Below are 19,419 nucleotides of genomic sequence, written 5' to 3'. Positions count from 1 at the left end.
CGTGGTGGATGAAATCACATCACCACAATGAATTTCGCAGCAGGTCTCAAGCACATACCAAAGGTCTCAGGGGGACAAAAATTGAAGAAATCACTTGCAGCGCTCGCGCTTGCGGGCACCATCGCTCTCGCCGCTTCGGCTCCGGCAATGGCCGTCGATTACCCGGCACCGGTCCCGGGCACCGTTTCTAGCGCGACTGTAACGGTGGGCGGATCCGTCGTATTCTCCGGAGGCGGCTTCACGCCCGGCGAAACCATCACTGTCACAATCACATTTACTGCCGCTCCTCAGGGCGCAGCAGCACCCGGCACCAGTGGCGGCCTCGCCTTGGCCGTACCCGGCGCCCTTCACCTGGCACCCACAACGGTGACCGCTGTTGCCAACAGCTCCGGCGCTTTCTCCACCAACGTTACGCTGACTGCTGCAGGCACCTACCAGTTGACCGCTGTCGGCGCGACCTCCGGCCACAGCGTCACGTCGACCGTGGTTGCTGCAGGAGTTAGCGGCGCAGGTCTTGCAAACACCGGTGGCACCGGGCTTGCCAACACCGGCGGTACCGGTTTGGCCAACACCGGCGTCGACTCCAGCCTGATCCTTTGGGGCCTGGTTGGTGCTGGCGCACTCGTAGCCGGCACGGCCTCCGTAGTGGTGGTTCGCCGCCGCGCAAAGAACGAAACCGTAGCCGCAGCCTAAACGCACAACGAAAAGGAGGGGTTGTTTCCGGTGATCCGGAAACAACCCCTCCTTGCTTGCGCCTACGGTAACTTATGAACATGGGGAGACATTGGCGACGCCGCAAGCGGCTGAGCTTCAGGGTGGAGTTGCCAGCGATTCCAAGAATTCCAGCGATTCCGAGTGCGGCCTGGCCAATCATTTTTCTGATCCTGCTGGCCGCGATTTCCTTCGGCCTGGCTGCCTTCGCCCTGCTACGTCACTCGTGATTATGACTCTGGGTGTTAACTTGTAAAACACAGGTGTCACGCGCGCCTGCCTGCCAGCCAGCCAGCCAGTGAAAGAGCTATACCTTTGGAATCGCCCCACCCCGTTCGGATACTGACCGTTTGCACCGGCAACATCTGCCGCTCCCCCGTAGCCGAACGCTTGCTTCAGGCAGGCCTGGACCAGGTTCTTCCCGGCGGCTTCGAAGTCCGCAGCGCCGGCACCCGCGCCATGGTTGGAAGCCCCATTCAGCCGCTGTCAGCGGACATCATCCGCACGTATGGCGGCACGCCCGATGACTTTGCCGCGCGCCAGCTCACTTCAAAGATCCTCAGGGAATCGGACCTGGTACTCACCATGGCGTCCCACCATCGCGGGGAAGTTCTGCAACTGGACGCCTCCCTGCTCAAACGGACGTTCACCATCCGCGAGTTCGCACGGATGGTGACCGCCCTTGAAGAACGAGCCGACCCACCGCCGTCGGGCTCTGACTACACCCAACTATGGCGAGAACTGCCGGCACGGGCATCCTCAGTCCGCCACCTCGTCCTCGCGGCGAACTCCTCGGACAACGACGTCGCGGACCCCTACAAACAGGGCGCCGAGGCGTACCTGCGGATGGAAGACGAGCTGGCCCCGGCCATCCTCAGGATTCTGCGCTACGCGCGTCTAAGCATGCAGCCGTCCTAGCCGAGGAAGCCTTTCATCCAGGTTTTGAGGTCTTCACCGAATTCGGCGCGCTCGGACGCCAGGGTGATGACGGCCTTCAAGTAGCTGAGCTTGTCTCCGGTGTCATAGCGACGTCCGCGGAAGACCACCCCGTAGACGCCCGTGCCTTCGCCGTTGCCCTTCGCGAGGGTCTGAAGCGCGTCGGTCAGCTGGATCTCGCCGCCGCGCCCCGGCCCGGTCTCTTCGAGGACATCGAACACGGCCGGGTGCAGGACATAGCGGCCAATGACGGCCAAGTTCGAAGGAGCCTCTTCCACGGAAGGCTTCTCCACAAGGCTGTTGACCCGGACGTAGTCCTCCCCCGCAATGGGTGTAATGTCGGCGCAGCCATACGCGCTGATCTGCGACGGCTCCACTTCGATGAGAGCGATCACCGAGCCACCTGTCTTCGCTTGGACGTCGATCATGGTTGACAGGAGCTCCTCGCTCTCGTCAATCAGGTCATCCCCAAGAAGCACTGCAAACGGTTCGTCGCCCACGTGCTGCTTGGCGCACAGCACGGCATGGCCCAAGCCCTTCGGTTCGCCCTGCCGCACATAGTGGATAGGCCCAAGCCCGGAGGCATGCTGCACGGCGTCCAAGCGAGCTTCGTCGCCTTTCAGCTCCAGAGAGCGTTCAAGATCAGGTGCGCGATCGAAGTGGTCTTCAAGGGCGCGCTTGTTGCGGCCTGTAATCATCAGCACGTCGCTGAGGCCCGCCTTCACGGCCTCCTCAACCACGTATTGGATGGCCGGTTGATCCACCACCGGCAACATTTCCTTCGGCATCGCCTTGGTGGCAGGCAAGAAACGCGTGCCCAATCCGGCTGCCGGAATAACTGCTTTACGAACTAATCTCCCCATAGACATAGGCAAATCCTACGAATGGATTATCGGAAGCACGAATCCCTGGGGCAAGATTGCGACATTTCCGGCCAAGAAGTCGTTAGCTCCGGGCCTTGCGCACCGGGTGCTCGCTCAGGATAGACAGGCGGTTGAAGGCGTTGATGCCGATGCACGCCATGCACAGCACGCTGATCTGCTCCTCGGTGTAGACCTTCCGCGCGCGGGAGAACAGCTCGGCCGTGGGACGGGCACTGCTCATGCGCGTGATCTGTTCGGCAAGCTCCAGCGCCACCTGCTCGGCCTCATCGAAGAGGCCCACCTCGCCATGCACGGACACCAAGGAAAGCCGCTGCTCAGTCTCCCCATAGCCGATGGCGCGGCGGTGATGGAGATCCAGGCAAAAGGCACAGCCGTTGATCTGCGAAGCGCGGTAGTTCAACAACTCCAGCGTGCGGCGCGGGATCCCGGTCCTATCAGCCTCGGCAGTTACCTTACCCGCGTAGTCGGACAGGGCCTGATAAAGCCCGGGCTGTTGCTTGTCCAGGTAGCCAGCGAGTCGCGGTGTATTTTCGCTCATTCGCCGAGCCTATCGGAGAGATAACCCGGCAAAAACCACAACGGCTGTGGGAACAGCGCGGGGTCGTGAGACGGTTGTTTCATGAGGATCGATGAGCGAATCGAACAGCATTATCCGGCGCTTGGCCCGCAGGAACAGCTCGCGGCAGACACTATCCTGAACCACTTGGGTGATCTCGCCGTCTACAACGCGGCCGAACTGGCGCGCCTGAGCGGTGTCTCCAAGGCAACCGTGAGCCGCTTGTTTCGCCGCCTCGGCTTTGCCGATTTCAATGAGGTCAAGGAGCACACCAGGGCACTGCGGTCCAGCGGCGTGCCGCTCGCCACCAGGGAGTCCGACGGCGGTCTGCCGACCCACGGGGCACTGGAACAGCGGAACCTTCAGCGCCTGTTCGAGTCCATTGACGAAACACGGCTGGGCGAGGTGGCCAATCTGCTTGCGGGGGCCCGGAAGGTACTGCTGATCGGCTTCCGAAACAGCTTTCCCCTCGCGCTCCATTTGCGGCAACAGCTCCTCCAATGCCGCGACGGCGTCGGGCTGGCCCCGCAGCCAGGCCAAAGCGTAGGCGAAGAACTCGCGGGGCTCGGTCCTGCCGATGCTGTGGTGCTGCTGGGTTTCCGCCGCCGTCCAGAATCCTTTCCAAACGTCCTCAAAGCAGCTGCCGGAACAGGTGCATCCACCATCCTGATTGGCGATGCCAGCGGGCGCCGGATGGCCGGCGACGCCAAGGTGTGGATCGAGTGTCCCGTGGAAGGCGCTGGAGCCTTCGACAGTTATGCTGCGCCCATGAGCCTCCTGAGCGTCCTGGCCAACGCGGTACTTTCGGCCATGGGAAGACCAGGGACCAAACGCATCAGTGAAATCACAGGCCTTTTCGACTCGCTCGGAGAGGTTGAAAGGCTTCGGTAGATCCGGCTCTCAGACGGTGAGGAACCGTCCTCAGACCAGCGATCCGCGCACCTTTTGAAACAGATGTTTCAAGGTTCCGATAGTTTAATACATTCGTTTCAGGCCGGAAACAATGCTCCCCTACGTTGGAGGGGTCCCTTGAATTTCGGCCGCGGACCTCTGGTTCCGCATGAGGATTGGCTTCGCCATGAAACTCGACATCTATGCTGCGCAGGCAGCCGCCATCAAGAAACCGCTGTACAAGTCCCTGTTCCTCCAGATCTTCGTCGCCGTCGTCGCCGGCATCCTGATCGGATATCTTTGGCCGTCGATCGGGGCAGGACTACGCCCGCTCGGTGACGGGTTCATCCAGCTCATCAAGATGATCATCGCGCCGCTGATCTTCCTGGTGATCGTCACAGGGATCGCGGCCGTTGGCGATGTCAAAGCCGTGGGCCGAGTGGGAGTCAAAGCGCTCTTGTATTTCACCGGGGCCACGTTGTTCGCCCTGGCCTTCGGCCTCGTGGTGGCCAACATCGTCCAGCCCGGTGCGGGGCTCAACATCGACCCCAGCACCCTAAGCCAGGACGCCCTGAAGGCTAAGACCGGCACCGCTCCGCCCAGCGACGCCGGACAATTCATCCTTGGCATCATCCCGACGAGCGTGATCGGCGCCTTCGCGAGCAACAACCTCCTCCAGGTCCTGTGCTTCTCTGTCTTCTTCGGCGCGGCCATAGTGGTGATCGGCAAGGACCGCTGTGCCCCTGTCATGAAGGTCCTGGACACCATCCTGGAGGTCTTCTTCAAGATCATGGGCTGGGTGATGCGCCTGGCCCCGATCGGCGCCTTCGGTGCCATGGCGTTCATCATTGGCCAGTATGGACTGAGCACATTGGGCACCTATGCCTTGCTCATCGTGGCCTGCTACGGTGCAGCGATCGTGTTCATTGGCCTGCTGTTCGTGATCGCCTGGGGCCTGGTCCGGGTCCCGTTGTGGCAGTTCATCAAGTACACGCGCGAGGAGTTCCTCCTGGCTCTGGGCACCGCGTCCACTGAGTCGGTTCTGCCGCGGATCATGACCAAGCTGACGGACGCCGGCTGTTCCCGCTCCACCGCCGGCCTGGTGGTCCCCACCGGCTACTCCTTCAATCTGGACGGTGCGGCCATCTACTTGTCGATCTCGCTCTTGTTCCTTGCCCAGGCCTTCGGCCACCACTTGGATCTCGGGCAGCAACTGGCCGCCCTGGGCATTCTGATGCTCACCTCAAAGGGCATGGCAGGCGTCCCGGGTTCGGCCTTCCTGGCACTCTCCGCGACGGCAGGCGCATTGGGGATCTTCCCTGTGGCCGGCGTCGCTCTCCTGCTCGGAGCCGACCGCCTCATGGACTCCATGCGCGTCGTCGTGAACCTGCTGGGCAACTGCGTTGCGACGTTCGTCGTCGCCAAGTGGGAGGGGCAGTTCGACCGTGAAGCCATGCTCCGTGCCTTCAGCGGAGACAAGCCCGCAGCTGAAGGCGGCCCGATCAATGCCGGGAACCTTGCCGTGCAGGCTGCAGGGACGCGCAGTTAGATGGCCAATTCATTTCACCCCGAAGGCGCCATTCCACAAGCCCAGCTCCCAAAGGACCGGGCCATGGTCAAGGACGCCTATACCGTCATACCCAAGGGCGTCCTTAAAGACACAGTCACCAGCAATCTCCCCGGCTGGGAGAACACACGGTCTTGGATCATCGCACGCCCCATCGAAGGTTTCGCGACACGGTTTTCCCAGCTGATCGTCGAGGTGGGACCCGGCGGCGGTTCGCGGAAGCCCGAGCCGGAAGCCGCCGTCGAAGGGGTCCTCTTCCTGACAAGGGGATGGCTTACCCTGACGCTCGACGGTGAACTGCATATCTTGGAGGAAGGCAGCTACGCGTATGTCGCCGCCGGGGCCGACTGGTCCGTAAAGAACGATTCGGACGGCATCGCAAATTTCCACTGGATCCGTAAGGCCTACGAACCGGCGGACGGCTACACGGCCACGTCCTTTGTGACCCGCGATCAGGATGTGGAGCCCAGCCAGATGCAAGGTACCAACGGCAGCTGGGCCACGACTCGATTCGTGGATCCCGACGACCTCGCGCATGACATGCACGTGAACATCGTGACCTTCGAGCCTGGCACTTCCATCCCGTTCGCTGGAACACCAGCCATGGAACATGGGTTGTTCGTCCTCGAAGGCAATGGCGTCTATCTGCTCAACGACGACTGGGTGAAGGTCGAAGCCGGTGACTTCATGTGGCTGCGCGCCTTCTGCCCGCAGGTCTGCTATGCAGGAGGCCCGGGCAAGTTCCGTTACCTGCTCTACACCGACGCAAATCGCCAGATCCGTCTCACATAAGCGTCCGGGTGGTCATAGTGCCCTGACCTCACGACCACTCCGCTACTTCACGCAGGCGATCGCACCGCCCTGCAGCGCCCCGGTGGAATCCGCGTAGACATTGCTGGCGGGTGCTGAGGGTGTGGCTGGTGCTGCAGCCCCTGGGGCGGGTGCCGCTGGGGGTGCGGCTGCCGCAGGCGAGGTGGTCGCCGCCGTCCGGATCGCCGTCGTCGTCGGTGCGGGAGCCGGCGGGACCGGGGTAAGGAGTTCCTTGACGGTCGCCTGCACCTGCTTGACGTCCACCGTGTTGATGGATGCGCCATCCGGGGAGGTGCCGAAGCCTGTGATCGGCAGGGTGGAGAAAGAGATGTTGCCCCCGGTCAGGGACGTTGCCTGCTGGGCAAGCTGGATCAGGTTCAAGTCCGAATCCACCACGATGTTCTTGCTCACCGCATCCAGGACACCCTGCATTTTCCCGATGTCGGTGAAGGTCCCGGCGTCCTTGAGCTGGTGCGAGACCGAGGCGATGAAGGCCTGCTGCCGGCGTTCACGGTCGAGGTCCGAGAACAGGTACGTCGGATCGGTGGTGTCCCGACGCTGCCGCACGAAGGCCATGGCCTGTTTGGCGTCGATCTGCTGCATGCCCGCCTTGAAGTCGGCCCCGGAGAAGGTGTCCTGCGTGGCTCGGTTGACGCACACGGTGATCGGCGCGATGGCCTGGGCCGTCTGGTAGAACGCGGCCATGGTGACTTCGAGGAAATGGTCGATGTGCACGCTGCCCAGGAACTTGGTCACGGTGGCGATTTCGGCCTTGCGCCCGGCGTCGCGGGCCGCCTGGTAGGTGGCGTCGTCGTCGGGCTTTCCCGCATTGATCAAGGAAGTCTTCTCCGCAGCGAAACCGTAACCGTACGCCTCCTTGATCTTGGCTTTGAACGGGCCGCTTCCGGGGATGCCGTCCACCTGGACGTAGTCATCCCGGGGAATCGAGATCCCTGCGGCTTTGGAACCGTCCGCGGGGATGTGGATGAGCATCAGGACGTTCGAGTTGTAACCGCCGATATTCTCATCCCCCGCGTGCAGCGCGTCATACATCTCCGGAGGAAGAGGCTTACCCTTCTCGTCAACCCTCGTATCCAGGCCCATAATCAGGATGTTCGTGTCCTGGCTCAGCTTCGGCACCGCCTGGGGCTGCGTCTTCAGGTCATTGAGGACATCCGATCGGTGGACGTTGTTGTTGACCGCAACCGCCGTCGCGCCCACATACGTGACCACGACGGCGGCCGCCAGGGCCACGGTCGCCGCGACCGCCGTCGTCGAGATCAGGAGGACGGACTTGCGCCGGGACTTGTGGCGCATATGGCGAGGGCCTTGAGAGCTTGCCTCCCCGCCGGGTGATCCGGCATGCGTTCCGCCGCGTCTTCCGGCGCGTCTTCCGCCGCGGAGGCGGTGGGGCCGATCATTCATGGAATTCTCCTGTCCCCGCCGCGGTTGGCGCGGTGGCTGGGTCCGCGGCGGGACCAGCGGGTAAGCAGATTGTAATCGGACATCCAAGGAATGGACTCGATGACGCGGGGCACGGCGCCGAGGGTGTTGCTTCCGCCTCTAGCGGCGCTTGAGCATCACCGCGACCGCTGTCCCGATGCACACCGCGACGGCGAGGACCCCAGGCCCGGTCACGGCCTGACCACGCCACCCCTCCCATGGCGCGGCCGTCGGCAAAAGCAACACCGCGGCGATCGCGGCCAGCACGAGCACCGCAATGTTGACGGCCAGCCGCATCCGGCGTCCCCCGGGCTCCGGTTTCCCGCGCTTCTGTTGGACGGTGCGGCGCCGCCAGTCGTCGGCTATGAGACCGGGTACCCGCCTTACGTACGCGAAGACGTGCACTGCGAGGGTAGCGAGCCAGAACAGGAAGCTGACAACGTGCACCCGGATCAGGATCTCGGGGGCCGGGCCGGTGATGGCCAAGGCGATGCCGCTGCCGATCAGCACGAGCGTCGAGACGATGAGCAGCGGAGCAGTCAGGCGCAGAAGCAGCCGGGGCGGACCCTTGCGGCGGTAGGCGGGATCCCGTGTGTAGTAGCGAATGAATCGCCACCCGGTGCTGGCCGTCTTGGCCACCACCGGGCCGGCCAGCAGCACGCCAATGAAGAAGTGCGCCACGATCAGGCTGCCCAGGGTGGGAACTGTGGCGATCTCGGCCACCGACAGCACCAGCACCACGGCCCCTGTCAGGGCGGTGAGGCGCTCGTTGCCGACGACGCCGGAGGGTGCTCCTTCTGTCACGCTTTGACGTCCTGGCGGGGGAACACGACGGCGGTCACCACAACGAAGCCGACAATCCACAGGAGCGCTGCACCTACGGCTGCCGGATAACCTTGGAGAGGGGTCGGGCCAACCAGGGGCACGGTGGTCCCCACGATGGTGTTGAATACCCGGCCCGGGAACCACTGGCTGACCTGCGGCAATACCACCGCGATGATGCCTTCGACCACCAGGATGTAGGCCAGGCCGATCCCGACGCCGGCCGCGACCGAACGGGTGAGCACCGCGATGACCATGCCCAGGGCGCTCACGCCGACGAGGCACAGCACCTCATTGCCCAAGAAGGCCAGGAAGACCTGCAACCCCTCCGGAGAGGTCCAGGCGGCGGTCTGAATCCCTTGGCCTTGAGCAGCGACAAGGATGAACGTGCCGCTGATAACCAAGGTGAGCAGCATCGAGAGAAGCACAAAAAGTACTAGCGCCAGCATTTTGCCCGCCAACCACCGCAGGCGGCGCGGCTCACAGACCAACAAGTTGCGCAGCGTGCCTTGCGACCATTCGGCGGCGAGATTGGCTGTCACCATCACCAGCGCGATGGCAATGATCACGGAGCGGGCCTGGCCAATGATCGAGACCAATCCCTGGGGTGTGGGGAACGCGGCAATCAGGCCGGTCATCTCCCGGCCGGTGGCTCCGGATGCGATCTGGTGGAACGTCAGATAAGCGATAAAGGTGCTCACCACCAGCATCGCCCCCGCGACCGCCACAACACTCCAGCGGCGGAACTTGAGCACTTCGCTGCGAAACGCACGGATCACGGAAATCATGAGTGGTCTCCTTTCAGCAAAGCCAGGAACAGTTGCTCCAGGCTGGCTTCCCTCACTCGGATGGTCAGATCCGGCGCGCCGGCCTCCCTGGCCTGCCGGTTCAAGGTCTCGGCAAAACCGGCAGGACAGGCGATGCGCAAGGCCTGATCCTCCCGCGTGACCGTATATCCGGCCTCGCCCGCGATCCGGGCCACCAGATCCAACTGGACCGAGTCCTGGGCTTCGACCACTACCTCGACGCGTTCGGCGAACAGCTCCCGGGCGGGCCCGCAGAACAGGGCCTTCCCTTGATTGAGCATGATCAGCCAGTCGGTGAGCTGTTCCAACTCGCCGAGCAAGTGACTGCTGAGGAGGATGGTTTTCCCCTGACCGGCCAAACGGCGCAGCATCTCGCGCATCTCGATGATGCCGAGGGGATCAAGGCCATTGGCTGGCTCGTCGAGAATGAGGAGCTCCGGATCGGGCAGCAGGGCCATCGCCACCCCAAGGCGTTGCTTCATGCCCAGCGAATACGTTCCTACCCGGTCACGCGCCCGATCGGAGAGTCCCACCACTTCCAGCAGTTCGCTCACGCGGGAACCAGGACGGCCTCCAAGACGGGCGAGCACCTCCAGATTGCTCCGCCCGGAAAGGCCCGGATAGAACGCCGGCGCTTCCACCAGTGCCCCGACGCGCGGCAGGTAGCGCTCGAATTCAGTGAGCGAGTGGCCCAGAACCGTGGCGCTGCCCGCATCCGCCCGCACCAGGCCTAAGAGCAGGCGAAGGGTGGTGGTCTTGCCTGCCCCATTGGGGCCAATAAACCCTGCGATGGCTCCCTGAGGCACGCGCATGGTCAAGCCGTCGACGGCGATATGCCTGCCAAAGTGCTTGCTCAGGCCATGTGTTTCAATCGCGAAAGCTCCTGCGGGATCAGAAGAGAGGGGCATAAGAAAGAATGTATCTTGAGGTAGCGGAGGGAAGTGTGATGGAAACGAAACCAGCTGAAACAACCCTGCTCGACCGGACATTTCGCGTGAGCCTCATCCTGAAGGGCCTGGACGGCGTCCTGGAACTGATCGGCGGCGTTCTTCTTTTGCTGGTGACGCCTCAACAAATCGGTGATCTGGTCCATTTCCTCACCCAGCACGAACTCGCCCAGGATCCGCACGACTTCCTGGCGAACAGCCTGGTGCACCTGAGCTCCAACCTCTCAGGGTCCGCGACGCTGTTCGGCGCGATCTACCTACTGCTCCACGGCTTGGTCAAGATCGTCCTCGTCTGGGCCGTCCTGAAGGACAAACTCTGGGCCTACCCGTGGATGATCGCGTTCCTGTTGGTCTTCATCGTTTACCAGGGCTACCGGATCGTCGTGGCCTTCTCCTGGGGCCTTGTCCTTTTGACAGCCTTCGACATCTTCATCGTCTGGATCACCGCCCGTGAGTACCGGCTGCACCGGGCACGGAATCGACAGCACTCCCCTACGGCTTAGCAGGGCGAGTGAGGGCACCTGCTCGCTTTCTTGTCACCGCCGGTTCGTGGGCGCGGGCCCAGCGCTAGGTACCGGAACGCAGCGGTGGGACCTCCCCCACGATTTCAACAGACCAGGGCTTGCTGCGAGGAGCCTGCTACCCCTTAAAGACCGGCGCCCGCTTCTCTTGGAACGCCCGGAAACCTTCGGCGTAGTCCTCGGTTTGCACAGCCGGGCCTACTCGAATCGCGACGCTAAAGACGAGCATCGGCAAAGTAGTCCGCGCCCTCCGCGAGCACTCCCAGCGAATTGGCCGAGATCCCCACAACGAGCAACCCGGCCTCCAGCACCAGGTTCAAGTTCGACCTTCGGGCTCCGCTGAGGGGGTTCGAGACACAACGCGGACATCTGCGGTCCCGAAAAAGTTTTACTAATTTTCCTGGTTTTCGGTGAGGAAGCGGTTTCCTGGGCCCTAAATTGTCAGACCCCCCTGGAATGCTTTGGTTATGGAAGGGATTCGGGGAACACAGCTGATGGAGACGGGCTCGCCAGTCGGCGGCGCGGCTCCATTGTCAGGTGCCTGGGTACGGGACGTGATCGATGCCCTGACCTCGTTCCGGCCAGCCCTCCCGAACGGCACGGCACCCGATGGCCGCGCCGAGCTGATCGAGCAGTTGCGTGCCCTTGAGGATCTGAAGTCCGCGGCCGCCGCTGCGCAGGCCCGGATTGCCGTCTCCTTCGATGCGGCCCAGCGCAGCGCCGAGACGAACCTGGGCGTCCCCGCCGACGAGCGCGGCCGCGGCGTCGCAGCCCAGGTTGCCTTGGCCCGGCGGGAATCCCCCGCCAAAGGATCCCGGTTGCTGGGCCTGGCGAAAGCCCTCGTGAGCGAAATGCCGCGCACCCTCGCCGCCCTGGACACCGGGCAGCTGAACGAATGGCGCGCCACCCTGTTGGTGAAGGAAACAGCCTGCCTGAGCGCCGAAGACCGCTGCGCGGTGGACGAGGAACTGGCCGCCGACACAGGGACCTTCGACGGCGCCGGAGACAAGACCATCATCTCCGCCGCACGGGCCGCCGCCTACCGGCGGGACCCTCGCTCCGTCACCCAACGCGCCAGCCGTGCCGCGGCGGAGCGGCACGTGAGCTTGCGCCCGGCACCGGACACCATGACCTACCTGACCGCCCTGCTTCCCGTCGCCCAGGGCGTGGCCGTGCACGCGGCCCTGACCCGGCACGCCGACACCCTGCGCTCAACCGGGGACACCCGCAGCCGCGGGCAAATCATGGCCGATGCGCTCGTCGAACGCACCACCGGCACCCCCGGCGGGATCACCGGAGTGGCCATCCAACTCGTCATGACCGACCGGATGCTGTTCCAGGGCGACAGCGAACCGGCCCGGCTGACCGGCTACGGGATCGTCCCCGCCGGTTGGGCACGGAACCTCCTCAGCGGCAGCAGCGGGAACACCAAACATGGCGCCGGTCCTGGCGAGTCTGAGGGCGGGCAAGAACTCAAGCTCTGGCTCCGGCGTCTTTTCACCGCCCCCGGAACCGGGGAACTTGTCGCCGTCGATTCCCGGCCCCGGTTCTTCCCCGCCGGGCTGCGGCGCTTCATCCAGGCCCGCGACGACACCTGCCGCACCCCCTACTGCGACGCGCCCATCAGGCACTTCGACCACATCATCCCCTGGCACCACGGCGGACCCACCACCCTGACCAACGGGGCGGGCCTCTGCGAAGCCTGCAACCACACCAAAGAACTCCCCGGCTGGACAGCACAAACCGGGACAGCAACAACAAGCCCCGGGACACGGCACGTCCTCGACATCCGCACCCCGACCGGACACCACTACCAATCAACAGCCCCGCCCCTGCCAGGCAGCAATCCACTAGGAACCGGCCCACCCGACACCGCGCCGTCGCATCCCAGGCGCCGGCGCAAACTCCGCCACCAAGCCAAGGCGCTGAGATACGCCCATCTCACGCAACTCCAGGCCGCTTGACACTCCAGGTCCCTTGAGCAACGCCACCGTTGCGTCCCGGCGTTCGGCCGCGTCCTCAAAGGGCCGCGGTCACCAGATGGGTGCGGAGATTGCTTTGCTGCCCTGCGTCCCTGGCTTCCGGGGTCCGGGTTAGCCGGCCGAAGTTTGCTGCGGGCTGTCCGGCCTGGACCACCACGGCGTTCCTCCATCCGCCGGCCCGGAAGAGTGCCTCGGGGGAATCCGTACAGAACGGTAGCGGGCGTCCGGCACTCCTGCGGGCGGCCACTAGTGGTGCCATGCCCTCAAGCATCAAAAGCCCGGTGCCAAAGATATCTGCCAGGAACGTGGACCGTCCCGCGGAGAGGGCTGCGGCGTCGTGGACCAGGGACTCGGCATCGGAGGCCGCAATCCACCGGCCCGTGCCTACACGGGCTGCCCATGCCCGGGCATCATCAAACCCCGCCACCATGCGGCCTTAGGAACCCACGGGCTTCATGCGCATCCGGCGCAGGGCGGCTACCGCGAACACGACGGCGAGCGGCAAGGCGACGACGACGGCGGTCAGCCACCCGCCCGTGCCTTGCCAGCCTTGGACGGCGGCGTTGAGGGCCTGGATGCCGGTCGCTGCGGCGGCGAGCAGGAAAGCCGCGGCCGCGAGCGACGGCGCGAGGCCTGCCGGGAGCGCGGCGTCGCGCGGCAGGAGCCGCCATATGAGCAGGAGGACAAGGCCCAGCACCCCGAGGACCACCCGATATTCGACCACCTCGCCCCAATGGTGCTCGGCAGCGGCCTGGGCACAGTCGAGGCCAGCGTAAGGTGCCTGCAGGACCGCGCATCTCGCGGCCGTGTAGGCGACGCCGGGGAGGTCGCCGGCTACGAAGCCCGCGCCCCAGATCCGACCGAACAGCTCCGATACGACGCCGCTCGCCCCGACGGCGATCGCGCCCACAGCCGCAAGGCCAACCAAGGGCCGCACGAACGCCCGCAACGGCAGCCGGGCAACATCTCGAAGTGACGGGCGCAGGACGGGCGTCACGGTGCTGACCGGGCCGAAGCGCCTGACGGCCTCGCGTTCGGCGTCCACCGGGTCCAAGCCTTGCCCACGGAGCCGGGCGGCGCATTCGCGCAAATGCGCCTCGGTTTCAGCGAGGAGCCTGCGTGCGGCAGCGGGATCGCCGTCGCGCGCAGCTACGAACAGCTCGTCGAGGTATGCGTCGATGGGCCCCTCTTCGGCCCCGGCGCCGTTCCCCGCGTTCATGATGCTGCTCCAAGAACGCCCCGCACCGCCGCCGAGAAGCCTTTCCACTCCTCCACCTTGCGGGCAAGCTCGGCGTGTCCGGCCCCGGTGAGCGCATAGACGCGACGTCGGCCGCCGTCGTCCTCCGCCCAGCGGCTCGCGACGCACCCCGCCGCCTCGAGCTTGTGCAGCGCGGGGTAGACCGAGCCCTCCTGAAGCTCAATCCGCGCGCCGCTGCGCTCGTGAATGCGCGCGATGAGCGCGTAGCCGTGCGCCTCGCCCGCTCCGAGCGAGCTGAGCAGCAGCAGGTCAAGCTGTCCGTTCACTGAACTTCGTCCCATACCTAGAGAGTCTAGGTATGGGACGGAATGCTGACAAGCTACCCCTTGAAGACCGGCGCCCGCTTCTCCTGGAACGCCCGGAAACCTTCGGCGTAATCCTCGGTCTTGCAGAGTCGCGCCTGCTCGTCGTTCTCCTCGGACATGGCGGCCCACAGGCCAAGGCGCTGATCGCGGATATGGGCCACGAGCTCCTTGCTTGCCGTGAACGCACCGGTGGCACCCGCCGCAACCCGCTCCACGATGATCCGCGTGGCCTCCAGCAAGGCGTCGTCCGGCATGACCCGGCTGAACATGCCCTGCGCCACGGCCTCGGCGCCGCTGATCAGGTCCGCGGTGTAAATGAGGTCCAAGGTCCGGTGCATGCCAAGGCGTTCGGTGAAGTACCAGTGCCCGCCCGAGTCCAGAGTGGCACCCAGTTTGGCGAACGGCGAACCGAACTTCGCGTTCTCCGCCACGTACACCACGTCGGTAGCGAGCAACAGGCCGAGCCCGACGCCGAGGCACGCGCCGTGCGCTGCCGCGAACGTCGGGGCGGGGAAGGCTGCCATCTTCTTGAGCAGCGGCTCCACGAGCCCGTTCAAGTACGCCTTCGCGTCGTCGCTCTCCGGCGTCACCCCGGCAATGTCGCGTCCCGCGCAAAAGGCGCGGCCCTCTCCGCGGAGGAGCAGCGCCCGCACCATCCCGCGGGAGGCTGCGGCAGCGGCGTCGTCGTACGCTCTATCCAGTTCCGCGAGCGCCGCCTCGTCCAGCGAGTTCAGCTTTTCAGGGGCATTGAGGACAATTTCGGCGATGCCGTTGGCGATGGAGAGCTCGATCATTCGTATATTCCTTAGACGTCGAAATCGACCGTGACGGATTCACTCGTGGGGTGGGACTGGCACGTCAGCACGTAGCCCTTGTCCAACTCATCCTGCTCCAAGGCGTAGTTCTCGTCCATGCTGACCGTCCCGGAGACCAGTTTGGCGCGGCACGTGCCGCACACGCCACCGGCACACGCAAAGGGGACGTCCGGGCGGACACGCAAAGCCGCATTCAGGATGGATTCCCGCGCGTGGGTGGGGCTGGCGACATCGCCCGTCAAACCATCCAGCTTGAAGGTGATCTTGAACGTGTCCTTCGACTCGTCCTCCACAACGGGCCGGCCGGCGTTGCCCTCAGGACGGTCTGGGCGACCGGTGGTGAAGAGCTCAAAGCGGACGTGTTCGGGCTCCACGCCACGGGCAGCGAGGGTATCCCGGCACAGCTGGACCAGCTCGAACGGCCCGCACAGGAACCATTCGTCCACATCCTGCGCGTGGATGGCCGTGCCCAGCAGCTGCTGGAGCTTCTCGGCGTCGATACGTCCCGTCATGAGCGGCGCGATCCGCTGCTCACGGGACAACACATGGTGCAGCGCCAATCGCGACGGGTACTTGTCCTTCAAGTCCGCCAATTCCTCGAGGAACATGACGTCCATGGCGGCCTTGTTGGCGTAGATCAGGTCGAAGCGCGTGCCCGGGTTCGCGGCCAGCAGCGTGCGGGCGATCGCGATCACCGGGGTGATGCCCGAGCCGGCGGCGATGGCCACGAACGAACCGGCGTCGGAGAGCTCGCTGGCCATGTTCTCCGGATTGTTCATCGAGTTCATGACGTTCTGCTGGACAGTCTTGCCGTCCTTGCCATGCTTGGAAATGAACGCACCCATGGGGCTCATGACGTCCAGGGTGTCGCCGGCTTTGAGCTCCGCGTTCGCCCACGTGGAGAAGATGCCGCCCAAGTCCTTCTTGATGGCCACGCGGATCTCGCTGCTGCCGTCCGCGAAGCTGCGCGGCTCTGCGCAGATGGAGTAGCTGCGGCGGACCTCGTGCGGCTCCCCGCTCTCGTCAGGAAGCGTGGTCCGCAGGGCCACGTACTGGCCGGGAAGGTAGTCATACTGGCCGGCGAGCTCAGCCGGGACATCGAACGTGACCTCGATGGCGTCGTCAGTCAGGCGGCGGACTTCCGAAACGCTGAGGGAATGAAAAGACGCACGACGGCGGCCGGTGGCCTGCGCTTGTTCGGCTGCGGTCTGGCGGACAACGGGCATGTCGGATTCCTTACAGGACTTTGAAGTAGTCGAACGGTTCCTTGCAGTCCTGGCAGACGAAGAGCGCCTTGCAGGACGTGGAACCAAAGCGGGTGAGTTCCTTGGTGTTCAGCGAAGAACACTGCGGGCATTTCACGGCGAGCTGGAGCCTTACCGGGCCTGAGTGGCCGCCGGCGGCCGCCCTGCCGCTCGGAGGTGCGATGCCGTATTCCTGCAGCTTGGCCTTGCCCTGCTCGGTCATCCAGTCCGTGGTCCACGCCGGGGCCAGGACGAGCTCGACGTAGACGCTCGGGTACCCCTCGTTGTGGAAGGCGGTCTTGAGGTCGTCGCGGATGGCATCCATGGCGGGGCAGCCCGAGTAGGTCGGCGTAATAGTGACCTGGACCGCGGGGACAAGCCCGCCGTCGTCGAACAGTTGGACGTTCCGGAGGATCCCCAGATCCTCAATGGTGAGGACGGGAATCTCGGGATCGCAGACCGTGGCGGCAATCCCCCAGGCCTTCTGCTCGGCGGTTTGCTGAGTCTTGACCTGCGCGGTCCTGGCGCTGGTGTCATGAACGAACATGTCCACCGTCACCAGCTTGCACCGGGATGTTCGCGGGCAAGCACCTGCATCTCGGCGAGCAGGTAGCCCAAGTGCTCGGAATGCTTGCCTTGGCGGCCGCCACCCAAGGATTGCGGGATCCGTTCGAGGCTGAGTTCGCCCCCCGAAGCGGCATCGAGGCCGGCTTCGCCCAGGATCTCGCCCGTGAGCTGGTCGAAGTCCGGACGGAGGCTGGAGGGCTGCACTCCTGCTCCGCTTTCCGCGAGGCGGGCCGTGAGCTCGTCGTCTTCGAAGAGTTCTTCCACATACGGCCAGACGAGCTTGAAAGCCTGGACAATGCGACGGCGGGATTCTTCCGTGCCGCCGGCAAGCCTGAGGACCCACTGTGCGCTGTGGTCACGGTGGTAGTCGACCTCTTTGAGGGCCTTCGCCGCGATGGCCGCGATGGTTTTGTCGCTCGAGCCGGTTAGCCGTTTGTAGAGCTCGAACTGGTAGTAGCTCACGATGAACTGCCGGGCGATGGTGACGGCGAAGTCCCCGTTGGGCTGCTCGAACAGGTGCGCGGAACGGAACTCGTGCTCCCGGCGGAAGTACGCCAGATCGTCCTCGGACTTGTCCCACGCCGCTCCGGCGTAGGTGAGGAAGGAACGGGCGTGGCCGAGCTGGTCGAGCGCGATGTTGCCCAGGGCGACGTCTTCCTCGAGCTCGGGTGCGCGGGAAATCCAGTGGCCCAGGCGCTGGGCCAGGATCAGGCCGTCGTCGCCGATGCGCAGGGCGTACTCCGCGACGTCCTCGCTTGGCTTGACTTGTCCCTTGCGGATTTCAAGGGCGATGTCCTCCGGGCGCAGGGCGTTCCCGGGCGTGATGCGCGTAGCGCTTGCCGAACCGTCTCCGGAAGCACCCGCACCTTTGACGCCGACGGAGATATCGCCGTGGCCCTCGATGGCGAAGTCCGGGTTGTTTTCGTTTGCGTTTGCGTTTGCGGGGGCGGTCACAGGTGCTTCACGCCTTCGCTCTTGGTGTAATACGTCGCGTGGCGGTAGTCCTTGCCCTGCGGGGACTCGAAGAAGGAGCCCTTGGAATCCGGGTCGCTCGAGGAAATAGCATCGGCCGGAACCACCCAGATGGACACGCCTTCGTTGCGGCGCGTGTACAGATCGCGGGCGTTGCGCAGCGCCATCGCCGCGTCAGGAGCGTGCAAGGAGCCGGCGTGGACGTGGGACAGGCCGCGGCTGGAGCGAACGAAGACTTCCCAGAGGCTCCAGGGGGTCTCGTGGGGTTCGTTGGTCTCGTGGGCTGGGGTGGTCATGCTGCGTCTTCCTTTTCTGCTTGCTTGCGCGCGTATTCGGCGGCCGCTTCGCGGACCCAGGCGCCGTCGTCGTGAGCTTCACGGCGGCGCTCAAGCCGCTGCGCGTTGCAGGGACCCTTCCCGGCGAGAACGTCTTTGAACTCGTTCCAGTCCAGGGGCCCGTGCTCCCATTTCTTGGTTTCTTCATTGAAACGGATGTCCTTGTCCGGGAGCGTGAGGCCCAGGACCTTGACCTGCTCCACCATCATGCCGACGAAGCGGCTGCGGAGCTCGTCGTTGCTGAACCGCTTGATGTTCCAGGCCATGGATTGCTTGGAGTTGGGTGAATCGTCGTCGGGCGGGCCGAACATCATCAGCGCCGGCGCGTACCAGCGGTTGACTGCGTCCTGGGCCATCTGCTTCTGGGCGGGCGTGCCGTTGGACAGTTCAAGGAGGATCTCGAAACCCTGGCGCTGGTGGAACGACTCTTCCTTGCAGATACGCACCATTGCGCGTCCGTAGGGTCCGTAGGAAGCACGGCACAGGGGAACCTGGTTGCAGATCGCGGCACCGTCGACCAACCAGCCGATCGCACCCATGTCCGCCCAGGAAATCGCGGGGTAGTTGAAGATGGACGAGTAGCGGGCCTTGCCGGCGATCAAGTCGCTGGTCATCTTGTCCCTGCTCTGGCCGAGGGTTTCCGCGGCCGAGTAGAGGTACAGCCCGTGGCCTGCCTCGTCCTGCACCTTGGCCATGAGGATGGCCTTGCGCTTGAGGCTCGGAGCCCTGGTGATCCAGTTGGCTTCCGGCTGCATGCCGATGATCTCCGAGTGCGCGTGCTGCGAGATCTGGCGGAGCAGGGTCTTGCGGTAGGCCTCCGGCATCCAGTCGCGGGGTTCGATGCGCGAATCCTCAGAGATGATGCGGTCAAAATACGCCTGACCGGCCTGCTCCCGCTCAAGCTCTTCGGGGGACAGCTCAGCGGGCACAGACTGCAGATTCTGCGATGCCATGGTTGCTCCTAAATATTTACCGACCGTTCGTTCAGAATATGCGGAAGGCGCGAGATGCGTCAAGCGTTGCATCACTACACGCAACAGGTAAGGC

General features: G+C 64.5%; 22 protein-coding genes. 7 read left to right on the top strand and 15 right to left on the bottom strand.

The features are described 5' to 3' along the window. The first annotated feature begins 81 nt into the window (after positions 1-81). Both AC3WJU_RS09645 and AC3WJU_RS09640 read left to right on the top strand, forming a co-directional pair. The gene (locus tag AC3WJU_RS09645; protein ID WP_284990005.1) at positions 82-693 is read left to right on the top strand and encodes an LPXTG cell wall anchor domain-containing protein; all 612 of its coding nucleotides are present in this window, start codon (positions 82-84) and stop codon (positions 691-693) included. A gap of 333 nt (positions 694-1,026) precedes the next feature. Continuing rightward, positions 1,027-1,629 carry an arsenate reductase/protein-tyrosine-phosphatase family protein gene (locus AC3WJU_RS09640; RefSeq protein ID WP_284990006.1) on the top strand — a complete coding sequence of 201 codons (603 nt, stop codon included), beginning with the start codon at positions 1,027-1,029 and terminating at the stop codon, positions 1,627-1,629. On the opposite strand, the gene galU is transcribed toward AC3WJU_RS09640, so the two are convergent. Further along, positions 1,626-2,516 carry a UTP--glucose-1-phosphate uridylyltransferase GalU gene (gene galU, locus AC3WJU_RS09635; RefSeq protein WP_284990007.1) on the bottom strand — a complete coding sequence of 297 codons (891 nt, stop codon included), beginning with the start codon at positions 2,514-2,516 and terminating at the stop codon, positions 1,626-1,628. The two genes, AC3WJU_RS09640 and galU, sit on opposite strands and share 4 nt — an antisense overlap. Before the next feature lie 76 nt (positions 2,517-2,592). After that, positions 2,593-3,069, bottom strand: a complete 477-nt coding sequence (locus tag AC3WJU_RS09630) for a carboxymuconolactone decarboxylase family protein (RefSeq protein ID WP_306959111.1) — start codon at positions 3,067-3,069, stop codon at positions 2,593-2,595. An 81-nt stretch (positions 3,070-3,150) separates the two neighbouring features. Between AC3WJU_RS09630 and AC3WJU_RS09625 the strand changes: the two genes are divergently transcribed. The 3 genes from AC3WJU_RS09625 (at position 3,151) to AC3WJU_RS09615 (ending at position 6,337) form a co-directional block, all read left to right on the top strand. Next, positions 3,151-3,978: a MurR/RpiR family transcriptional regulator gene (locus AC3WJU_RS09625; protein ID WP_284990010.1), complete on the top strand. Its 828-nt coding sequence runs from the start codon at positions 3,151-3,153 to the stop codon at positions 3,976-3,978. 187 nt (positions 3,979-4,165) lie between these two features. Continuing rightward, positions 4,166-5,527 (top strand): cation:dicarboxylate symporter family transporter, encoded by a 1,362-nt coding sequence (locus tag AC3WJU_RS09620; protein WP_492259736.1) that lies wholly within the window; start codon positions 4,166-4,168, stop codon positions 5,525-5,527. Further along, positions 5,528-6,337: a bifunctional allantoicase/(S)-ureidoglycine aminohydrolase gene (locus AC3WJU_RS09615; protein WP_492259735.1), complete on the top strand. Its 810-nt coding sequence runs from the start codon at positions 5,528-5,530 to the stop codon at positions 6,335-6,337. A gap of 42 nt (positions 6,338-6,379) precedes the next feature. Here the strand turns inward: AC3WJU_RS09615 and AC3WJU_RS09610 are convergent, their stop codons facing one another. The 4 genes from AC3WJU_RS09610 to AC3WJU_RS09595 form a co-directional block, all read right to left on the bottom strand. After that, positions 6,380-7,672, bottom strand: a complete 1,293-nt coding sequence (locus tag AC3WJU_RS09610; RefSeq protein ID WP_492259734.1) for an LCP family protein — start codon at positions 7,670-7,672, stop codon at positions 6,380-6,382. Between the two features lie 246 nt (positions 7,673-7,918). Continuing rightward, positions 7,919-8,602 carry a hypothetical protein gene (locus AC3WJU_RS09605; RefSeq protein WP_492259733.1) on the bottom strand — a complete coding sequence of 228 codons (684 nt, stop codon included), beginning with the start codon at positions 8,600-8,602 and terminating at the stop codon, positions 7,919-7,921. Further along, positions 8,599-9,408, bottom strand: a complete 810-nt coding sequence (locus AC3WJU_RS09600) for an ABC transporter permease (RefSeq protein ID WP_492259732.1) — start codon at positions 9,406-9,408, stop codon at positions 8,599-8,601. The genes AC3WJU_RS09605 and AC3WJU_RS09600 overlap by 4 nt, the downstream gene beginning before the upstream one ends. Next, entirely contained in the window at positions 9,405-10,334 is a 930-nt protein-coding gene (locus tag AC3WJU_RS09595; protein WP_492259731.1) for an ATP-binding cassette domain-containing protein, read from the bottom strand. The genes AC3WJU_RS09600 and AC3WJU_RS09595 overlap by 4 nt, the downstream gene beginning before the upstream one ends. Positions 10,335-10,372: 38 nt before the next feature. Here AC3WJU_RS09595 and AC3WJU_RS09590 point away from each other — a divergent pair, with 38 nt between their 5' ends. Both AC3WJU_RS09590 and AC3WJU_RS09585 read left to right on the top strand, forming a co-directional pair. Beyond that, positions 10,373-10,876 (top strand): DUF2127 domain-containing protein, encoded by a 504-nt coding sequence (locus tag AC3WJU_RS09590; RefSeq protein WP_441433078.1) that lies wholly within the window; start codon positions 10,373-10,375, stop codon positions 10,874-10,876. 485 nt (positions 10,877-11,361) lie between these two features. Continuing rightward, the gene (locus tag AC3WJU_RS09585; protein ID WP_492259730.1) at positions 11,362-12,858 is read left to right on the top strand and encodes an HNH endonuclease; all 1,497 of its coding nucleotides are present in this window, start codon (positions 11,362-11,364) and stop codon (positions 12,856-12,858) included. Positions 12,859-12,913: 55 nt separating this feature from the next. On the opposite strand, the gene AC3WJU_RS09580 is transcribed toward AC3WJU_RS09585, so the two are convergent. Genes AC3WJU_RS09580 through paaA form a run of 9 tightly spaced genes read right to left on the bottom strand, consistent with a single transcriptional unit; the run spans position 12,914 to position 19,325 of the window. After that, positions 12,914-13,303, bottom strand: coding sequence for a hypothetical protein (locus AC3WJU_RS09580; protein WP_492259729.1), 390 nt, complete (start codon positions 13,301-13,303; stop codon positions 12,914-12,916). Positions 13,304-13,312: 9 nt separating this feature from the next. After that, positions 13,313-14,095 (bottom strand): permease prefix domain 1-containing protein, encoded by a 783-nt coding sequence (locus AC3WJU_RS09575; protein WP_492259728.1) that lies wholly within the window; start codon positions 14,093-14,095, stop codon positions 13,313-13,315. Then, the gene (locus AC3WJU_RS09570; RefSeq protein WP_492259727.1) at positions 14,092-14,400 is read right to left on the bottom strand and encodes a PadR family transcriptional regulator; all 309 of its coding nucleotides are present in this window, start codon (positions 14,398-14,400) and stop codon (positions 14,092-14,094) included. The genes AC3WJU_RS09575 and AC3WJU_RS09570 overlap by 4 nt, the downstream gene beginning before the upstream one ends. A 53-nt stretch (positions 14,401-14,453) precedes the next feature. Then, a complete protein-coding gene (locus tag AC3WJU_RS09565; RefSeq protein WP_284990023.1) occupies positions 14,454-15,233 on the bottom strand; it encodes an enoyl-CoA hydratase/isomerase family protein in 780 nt (259 codons plus the stop codon). An 11-nt stretch (positions 15,234-15,244) separates the two neighbouring features. Further along, complete coding sequence (gene paaE / locus AC3WJU_RS09560; RefSeq protein WP_307053684.1) at positions 15,245-16,480, bottom strand: 1,2-phenylacetyl-CoA epoxidase subunit PaaE; 1,236 nt, start codon at positions 16,478-16,480, stop codon at positions 15,245-15,247. Between the two features lie 10 nt (positions 16,481-16,490). Further along, positions 16,491-17,045: a 1,2-phenylacetyl-CoA epoxidase subunit PaaD gene (gene paaD, locus AC3WJU_RS09555; protein ID WP_492259766.1), complete on the bottom strand. Its 555-nt coding sequence runs from the start codon at positions 17,043-17,045 to the stop codon at positions 16,491-16,493. Positions 17,046-17,053: 8 nt separating this feature from the next. Further along, complete coding sequence (gene paaC, locus AC3WJU_RS09550; RefSeq protein ID WP_492259726.1) at positions 17,054-18,019, bottom strand: 1,2-phenylacetyl-CoA epoxidase subunit PaaC; 966 nt, start codon at positions 18,017-18,019, stop codon at positions 17,054-17,056. Beyond that, complete coding sequence (gene paaB, locus AC3WJU_RS09545; protein WP_284990026.1) at positions 18,016-18,333, bottom strand: 1,2-phenylacetyl-CoA epoxidase subunit PaaB; 318 nt, start codon at positions 18,331-18,333, stop codon at positions 18,016-18,018. The genes paaC and paaB overlap by 4 nt, the downstream gene beginning before the upstream one ends. Beyond that, positions 18,330-19,325 (bottom strand): 1,2-phenylacetyl-CoA epoxidase subunit PaaA, encoded by a 996-nt coding sequence (gene paaA / locus AC3WJU_RS09540; protein ID WP_492259725.1) that lies wholly within the window; start codon positions 19,323-19,325, stop codon positions 18,330-18,332. Before paaA ends, paaB begins: the two co-directional genes overlap by 4 nt. Positions 19,326-19,419 lie beyond the last annotated feature (94 nt).

This window comes from Arthrobacter sp. FW306-1B-F12A, assembly GCF_058781865.1.
Note: the sequence above shows the minus strand (reverse complement) of the source record. Positions and strands in the feature narration are given on the sequence as shown.

What these genes read in the sequence shown, in the direction of transcription:
- AC3WJU_RS09600 (WP_492259732.1), bottom strand. Translation starts at nt 9,408, where the DNA reads ATGATTTCCGTGATCCGTGCGTTTCGCAGCGAAGTGCTCAAGTTCCGC.
- paaD (WP_492259766.1), bottom strand. Translation starts at nt 17,045, where the DNA reads ATGTTCGTTCATGACACCAGCGCCAGGACCGCGCAGGTCAAGACTCAG.
- paaB (WP_284990026.1), bottom strand. Translation starts at nt 18,333, where the DNA reads ATGACCACCCCAGCCCACGAGACCAACGAACCCCACGAGACCCCCTGG.
- AC3WJU_RS09575 (WP_492259728.1), bottom strand. Translation starts at nt 14,095, where the DNA reads ATGAACGCGGGGAACGGCGCCGGGGCCGAAGAGGGGCCCATCGACGCA.
- paaA (WP_492259725.1), bottom strand. Translation starts at nt 19,325, where the DNA reads ATGGCATCGCAGAATCTGCAGTCTGTGCCCGCTGAGCTGTCCCCCGAA.
- paaE (WP_307053684.1), bottom strand. Translation starts at nt 16,480, where the DNA reads ATGCCCGTTGTCCGCCAGACCGCAGCCGAACAAGCGCAGGCCACCGGC.
- AC3WJU_RS09630 (WP_306959111.1), bottom strand. Translation starts at nt 3,069, where the DNA reads ATGAGCGAAAATACACCGCGACTCGCTGGCTACCTGGACAAGCAACAG.
- AC3WJU_RS09565 (WP_284990023.1), bottom strand. Translation starts at nt 15,233, where the DNA reads ATGATCGAGCTCTCCATCGCCAACGGCATCGCCGAAATTGTCCTCAAT.
- AC3WJU_RS09615 (WP_492259735.1), top strand. Translation starts at nt 5,528, where the DNA reads ATGGCCAATTCATTTCACCCCGAAGGCGCCATTCCACAAGCCCAGCTC.
- AC3WJU_RS09625 (WP_284990010.1), top strand. Translation starts at nt 3,151, where the DNA reads ATGAGGATCGATGAGCGAATCGAACAGCATTATCCGGCGCTTGGCCCG.
- AC3WJU_RS09595 (WP_492259731.1), bottom strand. Translation starts at nt 10,334, where the DNA reads ATGCCCCTCTCTTCTGATCCCGCAGGAGCTTTCGCGATTGAAACACAT.
- AC3WJU_RS09590 (WP_441433078.1), top strand. Translation starts at nt 10,373, where the DNA reads ATGGAAACGAAACCAGCTGAAACAACCCTGCTCGACCGGACATTTCGC.
- AC3WJU_RS09610 (WP_492259734.1), bottom strand. Translation starts at nt 7,672, where the DNA reads ATGCGCCACAAGTCCCGGCGCAAGTCCGTCCTCCTGATCTCGACGACG.
- AC3WJU_RS09620 (WP_492259736.1), top strand. Translation starts at nt 4,166, where the DNA reads ATGAAACTCGACATCTATGCTGCGCAGGCAGCCGCCATCAAGAAACCG.
- galU (WP_284990007.1), bottom strand. Translation starts at nt 2,516, where the DNA reads ATGTCTATGGGGAGATTAGTTCGTAAAGCAGTTATTCCGGCAGCCGGA.
- AC3WJU_RS09585 (WP_492259730.1), top strand. Translation starts at nt 11,362, where the DNA reads ATGGAAGGGATTCGGGGAACACAGCTGATGGAGACGGGCTCGCCAGTC.